The following is a 10,008-nucleotide window of genomic DNA, read 5'->3' as shown; positions in this document are numbered from 1 at the left end:
GTATAGCGCAGTCCGGTAGCGCGCCTGCTTTGGGAGCAGGATGTCGGGAGTTCGAATCCCCCTACCCCGACCATATTAAAAATCCTCGTATCGAAAGATACGGGGATTTTTTTTGCGTGCACAAATCCTGAACTCGCCGCGAGGTAGGTGTGGGAGGGAGCAAGTCGAACCGTCGCACCGCCCCTCCCACAGGTGTTATGCGTTTTTAGTGGAGTTTGAGGCGCGGCTCAGTCCCACGTCCGATCTTGCTGCCCAGCATCAACATCGCCGTGCGGAAGAACCCATACAACGCCATCTGGTGCATGCGGTACAGCGACACATAGAACATCCGCGCCAGCCAGCCTTCCAGCATCACGCTGCCGGTCAGGTTGCCCATCAAGTTACCCACTGCCGAAAAACGCGACAGAGAGATCAGCGAGCCGTAGTCGGTGTACTTGTAGTTCGGCAACTCCTTGCCTTCAATCCGCAGTTTCAGCGACTTGGCCAGCAGTGATGCCTGCTGGTGAGCGGCTTGTGCGCGAGGCGGCACGTTGCGGTCGGTGCCCGGTTGCGGACAGGCCGCGCAGTCGCCGAAGGCAAAGATATTTTCATCACGGGTGGTCTGCAGCGTCTGCAGTACTTGCAACTGATTGATGCGGTTGGTTTCCAGCCCATCGATGTCCTTGAGGAATGCCGGCGCGCGAATGCCGGCGGCCCATACCTTCAAACTGGCCGGAATCACCTGGCCGCTGCTGGTAATCAGCGCGTCGGCCGTTACCTCACTGACCGCCGAGTCCGTCAGCACGGTCACGCCGAGCTTCTCCAGGGTTTTATGCACAGGCCCGCCGATACGTTCCGGCAGGGCAGGCAGCACCCGTGGGCCGGCTTCGATCAGGGTGATGTGCATGTTTTCCGGCTTGATGCGGTCCAGGCCATAGGCCGCCAGTTCATGGGCGGCGTTATGCAGTTCGGCGGCCAGTTCAACCCCGGTTGCACCGGCGCCGACGATGGCGACGCTGATTTTCTCCACTACATCGGTCTGCCCGGCATGAGCGCGCAGATAGTGGTTGAGCAGTTGTTGATGGAAGCGTTCGGCCTGCTTGCGGGTGTCGAGGAACAGGCAGTGCTGCGCCGCGCCCTCGGTGCCGAAATCGTTGGTGGTACTGCCCACCGCGATCACCAGGCTGTCATAGCCCAGCACGCGCGCCGGCACCAGCTCGCGACCTTCTTCGTCGAGGGTGGCGGCCAGTTGGATTTTCTTCTGTTCACGGTCCAGCCCGCTCATACGCCCCAGCTGGAACTCGAAGTGGTTCCATTTGGCCTGGGCAACATAATTGAGTTCGTCCTCGGACGAGTTCAATGAGCCAGCCGCCACTTCGTGCAGTAGAGGCTTCCAGATGTGGGTCAGGTTGGTGTCCACCAGCGTGATGCTGGCGGTACCGCGCTTGCCCAGAGTCTTACCCAGGCGGGTAGCCAACTCCAGGCCGCCGGCGCCGCCGCCGACGATAATAATACGATGGGTCATGGGGATATCTCGCAAGGCTAAAAGAAATCGGAGCAGTTACCCCCGCGAGCGCCAGGCAGCTCATAGCGTCAGGTAACTCAAAAGGCGGCTCAGCAGGCCGAGCCCGATCACCACCACCAGCACTACGCAGAGGAGCAGCCATGGCCGGAAAGGCTTGCGCTCGACTCTGTTCTGGGAGAGTTGCAGGTACTCTTCGACACGCTGTTGGTCGTCGGGTTTCAGGCGGCTGGTCATATAAGGCCTCGTCGGGTAGACGTTGCAAAAGGGCGCCACGTTACAGTCAAGGGATCAGAGGCTGATGCCTACATCGAACACTATGCTGCGGCCCAGGTTGTTGCGCAAGAAATCCGGCGCGTCCGGGTGGGCGAACAGCACCCGTGCAAACGTCGGCCCCACCAGGGACAGTGAGCGCCAGCCCTGGCGCAGGTATTCCGTGGGGGGCGGGAAGTGGCTGTTGAGGTCGAGCACTTCGCGCTTGAGGCTGGTGAAGGCGACGATATCCAGCTCGCCCAGGTCCATCCCGCGCTCTTTGTAGTTGCGCGCCTTTTTACGCAACGTGGGCGCCAGGCGCAGCAGGAATTCGTGAGCAGGGATGCGTCGTGGCTTGGCTTCGCGTCGTACTAACTGGCTCAAGGAAAAGGCGCTGCGCCGTCGCAGCAGTTCATCACGCCATTCATCGTTGAGGCGCCGGCCTTCATCCAGCACAAAAAACACTTCGAAACTGGCATCACGAAACAGCACGTCCGGCGGTTCTTGCCCGGCGGCGTGGAACTCTTCGGCGCGGTAAGGCACGTTCAGGCCTTGCAGCAGGCGCTGGCAGACCCAACGCTCACGCTCCCATTTGCGGGCATTGGACAGAAAGGCGTTGGCTTGTTCGGCCGCTACGGTGAGCAGGCGCAGGTAGTCTGAGTCATCCATGCTTGCAGCTTAGCGCTCAAATGATGACCGCAGGAAGTCCCGCTCCAAAAGGTCGGTGTAGACTGACGATTCGACTTCAACGCCAGCGAAGAGGTGTCGGGTGAGTTTTTGTGCAGTGGGATTGCAACCGTGATCAGCGCAGCAGTACTGGCACCGGGAACGCTCGGTATCGGCTGGCTGCTTTATACCCCGGTGCTCATCTGGGCGATCCTGCGCTCGCCCTGGGTCGAGGTGTTTGCCGACCGGCGGCGCCAACATTTGCTGTTCGGGACGGTGTTCGCGCTGTTCATGCTGTGGTTGGTGCGGCGGGATTTCGACACCGGCGTGTCCTACCACTTTATCGGCATGACCGCTGTGACCCTATTGCTCGACTGGCCCCTGGCAGTCGTCGGTGGGTTCGCCGCCCAGTTGGGCTTGATGCTGTCGGGGCGCCAGGACCTGGCCGCGTTGGGCGTCAACGGCCTGTTGTTTATCGGGCTACCGGTATTGATCACCGAAGGCTGCGCACTGCTGGTTGAGCGAGCGCAACCGCGCAATCCCTTCGTGTATATCTTCTGTTCCGGTTTTTTTGCCGCCGCGCTGTCGGCCTTGTTCTGCCTGTTGCTGGGGCTGGGCTTGCTGTGGTTCGACGGGCGTTTTGCCATGCCGCAATGGCTGGAAGATTTCGTCGGCTACCTGTGGCTGATCATCTTCCCCGAGGCCTTTATCAACGGCATGGTGATCAGCGCGCTGGTGGTGTTTTGTCCGGAATGGCTGGAGACCTTCAACCGCACGCGCTACCTCTCGGCGCCTTGGAAAGACGACGATTCGCCGCGTTGATCCAGGTCAAATGCCCTGCGGCCAAGCAGGCCCATGCTCTGCCAAATTGTCTATGAGCAAAGCGGGAGCGCGGATCATGAGTGTGTATGAATGGGCACGGCAGGAGCTACGCAGAAGCCAGGATGCGGCACAGGAAATCGGTTTCGACCCAGGTTTGACCCTGCGCGCGATGCTCAGCGCGGTGGTGCAGCAGAGCAAGGGCGTGCGCAGTTTCGAAGACCTGGCCGACGAGCTGCAATACCTTGCAGAGAACCTCGACGACCAGCAGGAATATGCCTTTATGCGTCCTTAATGGCGCGGCGGCAGGTCTTCGGAAAACAGCTCGTCTTCAGCGTCCGGCGCCACCGGAATCTTGTGTTCTTCAGCGGCCCAGGCACCCAGGTCGATGAGTTTGCAACGGTCCGAGCAGAACGGCCGGTTGAGGTTGGTCGCTTTCCATTCCACGGGGGCGCCGCAGGTTGGGCAGTCGACGGTCAAGGGTTGGCTCATGATCGGCCTCCACGCAAAGTAAGGTAAAAGTGGTGCAGTCGCTCGACCTCGCCGTGCAGCCAGGCGAGGTCCTTATCGTTGACCAGCACGTCATCGGCATGGTTCAGGCGGTCTTCGCGGCTTGACTGGGCCTTGAGGATCGCCTGCACCTGTTGCTCGCTGATGCCGTCGCGCTGCAGGGTACGCTGTATCTGCAGCGATTGCGGCACATCGATCACCAGGATGCGCTGGGTCATGCTGTACTGGCCGGATTCGATCAGCAACGGTGACACCAGGATCGCGTACGGCGAGCGCGCTCGCGCCAGGTGGCTGCGGATTTCCTCGCCGATCAGTGGGTGCAACAGGCTTTCCAGCCACAGGCGCTCTTCGGGCACTTCAAAGATCAACTTGCGCAACGCGGCGCGATCCAGTTGGCCGTCCGGTTGCAGTACGCCACCGCCAAAATGCTCGGCGATACGCGCCAGTGCCGGCCGGCCAGGTTCGACCACCCAGCGGGCGGCATGGTCGGCGTCGATCAGGTCGATGCCCAAGTCGATAAAGTGTTGAGCTGCGGCGCTTTTACCGCTGCCGATGCCGCCGGTAAGGCCAAGAATCCAGGGAGTTGCAACAGAAGTGGTCATCTGAAACCGACAGACTGCAAATAGAAGTCGGTTATTTGACCACCCCAGAGCAATGCAATCCAGCCGGCAATGGCCAGATACGGACCAAACGGCATCGGCGTCGAAGCCTGGGCCCTGCGCAGGCGCATCAGGATCAAGCCGACGAACACCCCCACCAGCGACGACATCAGCAGCGTCATCGGCAATATTTGCCAGCCCCCCCAGGCACCTAGGAGCGCCAGTAATTTGAAATCACCGTGGCCCATGCCGTCCTTGCCGGTGACCAGCTTGAACAGCCAGAACACACTCCACAGGCTCATGTAGCCGATCACCGCGCCCCACAGGGCGTCGGACAACGTCGTCAGCCATCCGAAGCCGTTGACGATCAGCCCCAGCCACAGCAGCGGCAACACCAGCACATCCGGCAGCAACTGATGATCCGCATCGATCAGGCTCATCGCCAGCAGCCCCCAGCTCAACAGCATGACCGCGCCCGCTTGCCAGCCGAAGCCGAATTGCCAGGCCACCAACGCCGAGACCAGCGCGCAGGCGAGTTCGGTGAGCGGGTAGCGTGCGCTGATGGGGGCCTTGCAGTGCGCGCAGCGGCCCCTGAGGAACAGATAGCTGAGCAGCGGGATATTTTCCCAGGGGCGTATCGGATGATCACACTGGGGGCAGCAGGAGTTCGGGTGCATGAGGTTGTAGGTCGGGCCCGTGGGTTCGGCGGGTAATCCCAGCACCTCATGGGCCTGGGCACGCCATTCCCGTTCGAGCATTTTCGGCAGGCGCCACGTCAGCACGTTGAGAAAACTGCCGACGATCAAACCCAGTACTCCCGCCACCGCGACAAAAAGCCATGGATGTTCACTCAACAGCACGCTCAAAATGCATTCCCCAGTTGGAAGACCGGCAGGTACATGGCGATGACCAGCGCGCCGACAATGCCCCCTAGCACCACCATGATCACGGGCTCCATCAGGCTGGTGAGGTTATCGACCTGATTGTCCACATCGGCCTCATAGTGGCTGGCGACTTTTTCCAGCATTCGCTCCAGGGTGCCCGATTCTTCGCCGATGGCTGTCATCTGGATCGCCATGGCGGGGAACAAGCCGCTGCTGGCCATGGAGTGATTCAGCTGCATGCCTGTGGATACGTCGCGACGCATATGTTCGATTGCCTTTTTGAACGGCTGACTGCCAGTGGCGCCGGCCACCGAATCCAGCGCCTGCACCAGTGGGACACCGGCTGCGAAGGTGGTGGAAAGTGTGCGGGCGTAGCGGGCTACGGCCGATCTGGTGAGCAGTTTGCCTGCCAGCGGCGCTTTCAACAAACCGGCGTCCAGCCAGTAATGGAAAGCCGGTGAAGTTCGATACGCCTGGCGCAGGCCCATCACGCCTGCGCCCAGGCCCAGCATCACTGCCCACCAGGCGCGCTGCATGAACTCGGACAGAGCGATGACCTGCAGGGTAAAGCCTGGCAGTTGCCCGTCGACCCCGGCAAACAGGCTCTGGAACTGCGGCACCACATGTACCAGGAGTACCCCCGTGACAAGGCCGGCAACCACCAGCACTGCGATCGGATAGGTCATGGCCTTTTTGATCCTGGCCTTGAGCTGTTCGCTTTTTTCCCGGTGAACCGCCACGCGTTCCAACAAGGTTTCCAGTGCGCCGGCCTGTTCGCCGGCAGCCACCAGATTGCAGTACAGGTCATCGAAATAGCGCGGATGTTTGTGCAACGCCTCCGCCAGGCTGCTGCCGGCGGCGATCTGCTGTTTAAGGCCCTGGGCCAGGTCACGAACCGGTGCATTGTCGAAGCCTTCGCCGATGATGTCGAAGGCTTGCAGAAGGGGGATTCCGGCTTTGAGCAGTGTCGCCAGTTGGCGCGTGAGCAGGGTGATTTCGGCCGCTTTGACCGAAGGGGCGAGGCTGGGCAACACGGCGGTTTTCTTCCGCACCCGGCCGGGGCTGATGCCTTGCTGGCGCAGTTGCGCCTTGACCAGGGCAGGGTTGTGCCCCGTGGTTTGCCCGGACACCCTGCGCCCTTTGCGGTTGATGCCTTCCCAGGCGTAAATGGTCGAAGCGTTGTTCATGTCACGGTTCCGCACACAGGTCGTCGAAGATTTACAGCTTAGTCAGGTGACGGCACCGGGCCGGGCGGTGGCGCCGGATAAAATGTCAGAATGTGCGTCGTGCAGGCGATCAAGCGCTTGCGGGTGAGTACACTGGCGCCGTTGCACACTACGGGGCGCAGGACGCGCCTTGTCATGAGTTCTGTTCTGGAGAGTGAATGTGATGCGTCAGAAAGGTTTTACTTTGATCGAGTTGTTGATCGTCGTGGCAATCATCGGCATTTTGGCCACCATCGGCCTGCCCATGTACACCACGCATCAGGCCAAGGCCAAGTTCACCGCCGGCCTGGCCGAGGTCGCCGCGCTCAAGGCCGGGTACGAAAGCGTCATCAACGAAGGCACCGCCCCTACATTGGCACTGATCGGTGGTACCAGCCCAACCGCCAACTGCAAGATCGATGTAGCGGGTGACGTAACCAGCGGTGCAGGCGCCATCAACTGCGAAATCCTCGATGCACCTGCGCCGGTATTGGGCAAGATCATCACTCTGACGCGCAGCGCAACCACGGGTTGGAAATGCACGACCAACGCCGACGCAAAATATGTCGCCAAGGGCTGCGGTGCTGACGGGGCGTAACTGCTGAACCCTGCGTCGAGGTGGCCGATGGCAATAACCGTACAGCAGCGTGGCAGTCTTTTTCTGGTGGTAGCGGTGTGCCTGCTGACGGTTGGGATTTGCGCGCCGTTCAGCGGGCACGATCTGCAGCGTGTGATTCAAATCGCACTCGGCTTTTGTGCGGTGCTGTATGGGCTGTCGGTTGTCCCGGTGGAGCGGTTGGTGGACCGGCCTACGGCCTTGGGCCTGGCGCTGATTGCCGGGCTGGGCCTGGTGTCCTCGGCGCTGGCCCACCAGCCGCTCTGGGCGTTCACCGAAGTGGCGCTGTTTGTCGGTTGCGCGGCGATCGCCGCGGCGTTTGCCCTGCTGCGCCGTCGCAATGGTGAGTCGTTGGATCGCGTGTTGATCCTGATTGCGCTGTTGCTGTGCCTGATCAAGTCGTCGCAATACCTGTATGCCGCCGCGCATGCGTTCACCGGTGGCGGGCGCATGCTCGATCCCGACCTGTTGCTGTCCGGCTTTTCCAACAAACGTTTCTACGGTCAGTTCCAGACGTTCACCCTGCCGCTGCTGGCACTGCCCCTGCTGATACCCACGGTCTCGCGCCCCCTTCGCGGTGCGGTGTTCGCGTTGTTGTGTGTGTGGTGGCTGATCGCGATCAGTGGTGGCACGCGCGGTACGTGGCTGGGCATGGGGGCTGCGGGCATGGTGCTGGCGGTGCTCGGGCCGTGGGGGCGGCGCTGGCTGGGTTGGCAGTTGGCCGCCGTGTTGGGCGGGCTATTGCTGTATTGGCTGGCATTTACGGTGCTGGCGGATTACTTGAACCTCGACTTGTCCAATGCCGCCGCAGATCGTCTCACCACGTCGCTGTCGGGGCGTGGCCCGATCTGGTGGCAAGGCTGGCATATGCTCGTGGAGCGCACGTGGCTTGGCTTCGGTCCGATGCATTTTGCCGATATCGACAACGGGATCGCTGCTCATCCACACCAGTCCGTTTTGCAGTGGGCCAGTGAATGGGGCGTGCCATCAGCGCTGTGCGTGGCGTTCCTGGCGGGGCGGGGCGGGTGGGCCACGGTGGCGGTGTTGCGCGAGCGAGCGCTGTCCCGCGAACGTGCGGACCTGGTGCGGTTATGCCTGTTTGCGGCGTTGGTCGGCGCGCTGGTGCAGTCCATGGTCGACGGTGTGATCGTCATGCCCAACTCCCAGGTCTGGTTGGCCCTGGTCGTCGGCTGGCTTATGGGCCTGCATGTGTGGCGATCCTCTGCGACCGCAACGCTGCCATTGGCGTGGGGGGCGTGGAATGTGCTGAGTGTATTGGCCGTTGGTCTGCTGATCGGGATAGCGGTGCGCGATGTACCGCACATCGACCAGGCCCAGCAGCAGTACAGGAAAACCCACGACCATTACTTGCAGCCACGCTTCTGGGCCCAAGGCGTGATTGCCCGCTGACGCGCGCAAGTTGCTGCACGCCCGATGCGGTGCTAGCTTTAGCCCACCGCCCGTGTAGCTCAGTCGGTAGAGCAGCGCACTCGTAACGCGAAGGTCGCAGGTTCGATTCCTGTCTCGGGCACAAAAGCAACACCGCTGCAAAGGCAACGTTTTCAGATGATCCCAGAATGGTTCTGAAGGCCAGACGAGCCGGCACATGTGCCTGTTCTTTTGTATCTGCGCAACCTTGATGACCCAGATGCATCCCCATTCCTTGATCTAAGAGAACAGACATGACCACTAAAGAGATGACCCAGGAAGCTCGGCACGAACAAGCGCTCAAGAACTACCTTGAGGAAACGTCGCAGCTTAAAGAAGAGATCAAGGACCTGAGCACCGATGATCAGCGCGACCAGATCCAGTGGGCATTCGAGGACGAGGCCGAGAGCCAGGGTCTCCAGCCTTGGGAACTGACCCTCAAATACACCTCGACCCCGGAAGAGTTCGAAGCAGCAAGGCTGGCTCTGCACAAGGAAGCGGCCGAGGTGCTGGGTGTCGAATGGGACGAATATTGCGAGATGAATAACCTGGTCGTCTGAGTACACCGTAGTGAGCGGGCTTGTCGAATCGTCGCACCGCCCGCTCACTACAACGATCAGCCCTCAGATACTGAGGCGCATCGACAAATCCACTGCCTTCACATCCTTGGTCATCGCGCCGATGGAGATGTAGTCCACACCGGTTTCAGCGATGGGCAGCAGGGTGCTTTCATTGATCCCGCCGCTGGCCTCCAGCTTCGCCTTGCCGCCGTTCAGGCGCACGGCTTCACGCATATCCTCCAGGCTCAACTCATCGAGCATGATGATGTCGGCGCCCGCCGCCAGGGCTTCGCGCAGTTCATCCAGGCTTTCCACTTCAATTTCCACCGGTTTGCCGGGGGCGATTTTGTGCGCGGCGGTGATGGCCTGGGCAATACCGCCGCAGGCGGCGATATGGTTTTCCTTGATCAGGAACGCGTCATACAAACCGATGCGATGGTTGTGGCAGCCACCGCAGGTCACTGCATATTTCTGCGCCAGACGCAGGCCCGGCAAGGTTTTGCGGGTGTCCAGCAGCTTGACCTGGGTGCTGGCGACAACATCCGCCAGGAATTGCGCGCGTGTGGCCACCCCCGACAACAGTTGCAGGAAATTCAGCGCCGAACGTTCGCCGCTGAGCAGCGAGCGCGCCGGGCCTTCGAGGTGGAACAGTGCCTGGTTGGGGCTGACACGCTCGCCATCGGTGACCTGCCAATGCACGGCGACGCGCGGGTCCAGCTGGCGAAATACCGCATCCACCCAGGCCGTACCGGCGATAACCGCGGCATCGCGGGTAATGATAGTGGCCGTGGCCAGCCGTTCGGCCGGGATCAACTGGGCGGTGATGTCGCCGCTGCCGATGTCTTCCAGCAGTGCGCGGCGCACGTTGGCTTCGATTTCGGCGGTGAGGTCGGCAAGACGGAGATTCGGCATAACAGGCTCCACAAACAAAGTGCCCCGATTATAGGGGCAGTGTGCGTTCGAACCCA

13 protein-coding genes and 1 tRNA gene are annotated in these 10,008 nt (G+C 61.2%); 6 read left to right on the top strand and 8 right to left on the bottom strand.

Annotation, left to right across the window (positions count from 1 at the left end; translation table 11 throughout):
* Positions 1 to 205: 205 nt before the first annotated feature.
* Genes V6M90_RS07895 through V6M90_RS07885 form a run of 3 tightly spaced genes read right to left on the bottom strand, consistent with a single transcriptional unit; the run spans position 206 to position 2,422 of the window.
* On the bottom strand, positions 206 to 1,504 hold the full coding sequence (locus tag V6M90_RS07895) for an NAD(P)/FAD-dependent oxidoreductase (protein WP_003171673.1): 1,299 nt from the start codon (positions 1,502 to 1,504) through the stop codon (positions 206 to 208).
* 60 nt (positions 1,505 to 1,564) lie between these two features.
* A complete protein-coding gene (locus V6M90_RS07890; protein WP_003171674.1) occupies positions 1,565 to 1,738 on the bottom strand; it encodes a DUF3094 family protein in 174 nt (57 codons plus the stop codon).
* Between the two features lie 54 nt (positions 1,739 to 1,792).
* On the bottom strand, positions 1,793 to 2,422 hold the full coding sequence (locus tag V6M90_RS07885) for a DUF1780 domain-containing protein (protein ID WP_078731511.1): 630 nt from the start codon (positions 2,420 to 2,422) through the stop codon (positions 1,793 to 1,795).
* Positions 2,423 to 2,551: 129 nt separating this feature from the next.
* On the opposite strand from V6M90_RS07885, the gene V6M90_RS07880 reads away from it, so the two are divergent.
* Positions 2,552 to 3,241, top strand: a complete 690-nt coding sequence (locus V6M90_RS07880) for an energy-coupling factor ABC transporter permease (protein WP_042945574.1) — start codon at positions 2,552 to 2,554, stop codon at positions 3,239 to 3,241.
* Positions 3,242 to 3,317: 76 nt separating this feature from the next.
* Complete coding sequence (locus V6M90_RS07875; RefSeq protein ID WP_003171680.1) at positions 3,318 to 3,533, top strand: hypothetical protein; 216 nt, start codon at positions 3,318 to 3,320, stop codon at positions 3,531 to 3,533.
* Here the strand turns inward: V6M90_RS07875 and yacG are convergent.
* Genes yacG through V6M90_RS07855 form a run of 4 tightly spaced genes read right to left on the bottom strand, consistent with a single transcriptional unit; the run spans position 3,530 to position 6,418 of the window.
* Complete coding sequence (gene yacG / locus V6M90_RS07870) at positions 3,530 to 3,730, bottom strand: DNA gyrase inhibitor YacG (RefSeq protein ID WP_003188437.1); 201 nt, start codon at positions 3,728 to 3,730, stop codon at positions 3,530 to 3,532. The two genes, V6M90_RS07875 and yacG, sit on opposite strands and share 4 nt — an antisense overlap.
* Positions 3,727 to 4,350, bottom strand: a complete 624-nt coding sequence (gene coaE / locus V6M90_RS07865) for a dephospho-CoA kinase (RefSeq protein ID WP_003171682.1) — start codon at positions 4,348 to 4,350, stop codon at positions 3,727 to 3,729. The genes yacG and coaE overlap by 4 nt, the downstream gene beginning before the upstream one ends.
* Positions 4,347 to 5,213 (bottom strand): prepilin peptidase, encoded by an 867-nt coding sequence (locus tag V6M90_RS07860; RefSeq protein ID WP_332846283.1) that lies wholly within the window; start codon positions 5,211 to 5,213, stop codon positions 4,347 to 4,349. Before V6M90_RS07860 ends, coaE begins: the two co-directional genes overlap by 4 nt.
* Positions 5,210 to 6,418: a type II secretion system F family protein gene (locus V6M90_RS07855; protein ID WP_332846282.1), complete on the bottom strand. Its 1,209-nt coding sequence runs from the start codon at positions 6,416 to 6,418 to the stop codon at positions 5,210 to 5,212. The genes V6M90_RS07860 and V6M90_RS07855 overlap by 4 nt, the downstream gene beginning before the upstream one ends.
* A 202-nt stretch (positions 6,419 to 6,620) precedes the next feature.
* Between V6M90_RS07855 and V6M90_RS07850 the strand changes: the two genes are divergently transcribed.
* The 4 genes from V6M90_RS07850 to V6M90_RS07835 all read left to right on the top strand — a co-directional run bounded on the left by V6M90_RS07850 (position 6,621) and on the right by V6M90_RS07835 (position 9,040).
* The gene (locus tag V6M90_RS07850) at positions 6,621 to 7,034 is read left to right on the top strand and encodes a pilin (protein ID WP_332846284.1); all 414 of its coding nucleotides are present in this window, start codon (positions 6,621 to 6,623) and stop codon (positions 7,032 to 7,034) included.
* Between the two features lie 27 nt (positions 7,035 to 7,061).
* On the top strand, positions 7,062 to 8,462 hold the full coding sequence (locus tag V6M90_RS07845) for an O-antigen ligase family protein (protein WP_332846281.1): 1,401 nt from the start codon (positions 7,062 to 7,064) through the stop codon (positions 8,460 to 8,462).
* A 48-nt stretch (positions 8,463 to 8,510) separates the two neighbouring features.
* A tRNA-Thr gene (locus V6M90_RS07840) sits at positions 8,511 to 8,583 on the top strand.
* Positions 8,584 to 8,734: 151 nt separating this feature from the next.
* Positions 8,735 to 9,040 carry a DUF6388 family protein gene (locus V6M90_RS07835; protein WP_332846280.1) on the top strand — a complete coding sequence of 102 codons (306 nt, stop codon included), beginning with the start codon at positions 8,735 to 8,737 and terminating at the stop codon, positions 9,038 to 9,040.
* A 63-nt stretch (positions 9,041 to 9,103) separates the two neighbouring features.
* Here the strand turns inward: V6M90_RS07835 and nadC are convergent, their stop codons facing one another.
* Complete coding sequence (gene nadC, locus V6M90_RS07830; protein ID WP_003171690.1) at positions 9,104 to 9,952, bottom strand: carboxylating nicotinate-nucleotide diphosphorylase; 849 nt, start codon at positions 9,950 to 9,952, stop codon at positions 9,104 to 9,106.
* Between the last annotated feature and the right edge of the window lie 56 nt (positions 9,953 to 10,008).

It is taken from the genome of Pseudomonas lactucae, from assembly GCF_036688725.1.
In the GTDB taxonomy this organism is placed as follows: Bacteria; Pseudomonadota; Gammaproteobacteria; order Pseudomonadales; family Pseudomonadaceae; genus Aquipseudomonas; species Aquipseudomonas lactucae.
Note: the sequence above shows the minus strand (reverse complement) of the source record. Positions and strands in the feature narration are given on the sequence as shown.

Coding starts and splice junctions, on each gene's coding strand:
- V6M90_RS07895 (WP_003171673.1), bottom strand. CDS start 1,504: ATGACCCATCGTATTATTATCGTCGGCGGCGGCGCCGGCGGCCTGGAG.
- V6M90_RS07890 (WP_003171674.1), bottom strand. CDS start 1,738: ATGACCAGCCGCCTGAAACCCGACGACCAACAGCGTGTCGAAGAGTAC.
- V6M90_RS07885 (WP_078731511.1), bottom strand. CDS start 2,422: ATGGATGACTCAGACTACCTGCGCCTGCTCACCGTAGCGGCCGAACAA.
- V6M90_RS07875 (WP_003171680.1), top strand. CDS start 3,318: ATGAGTGTGTATGAATGGGCACGGCAGGAGCTACGCAGAAGCCAGGAT.
- yacG (WP_003188437.1), bottom strand. CDS start 3,730: ATGAGCCAACCCTTGACCGTCGACTGCCCAACCTGCGGCGCCCCCGTG.
- coaE (WP_003171682.1), bottom strand. CDS start 4,350: ATGACCACTTCTGTTGCAACTCCCTGGATTCTTGGCCTTACCGGCGGC.
- V6M90_RS07855 (WP_332846282.1), bottom strand. CDS start 6,418: ATGAACAACGCTTCGACCATTTACGCCTGGGAAGGCATCAACCGCAAA.
- V6M90_RS07850 (WP_332846284.1), top strand. CDS start 6,621: ATGCGTCAGAAAGGTTTTACTTTGATCGAGTTGTTGATCGTCGTGGCA.
- V6M90_RS07845 (WP_332846281.1), top strand. CDS start 7,062: ATGGCAATAACCGTACAGCAGCGTGGCAGTCTTTTTCTGGTGGTAGCG.
- V6M90_RS07835 (WP_332846280.1), top strand. CDS start 8,735: ATGACCACTAAAGAGATGACCCAGGAAGCTCGGCACGAACAAGCGCTC.
- nadC (WP_003171690.1), bottom strand. CDS start 9,952: ATGCCGAATCTCCGTCTTGCCGACCTCACCGCCGAAATCGAAGCCAAC.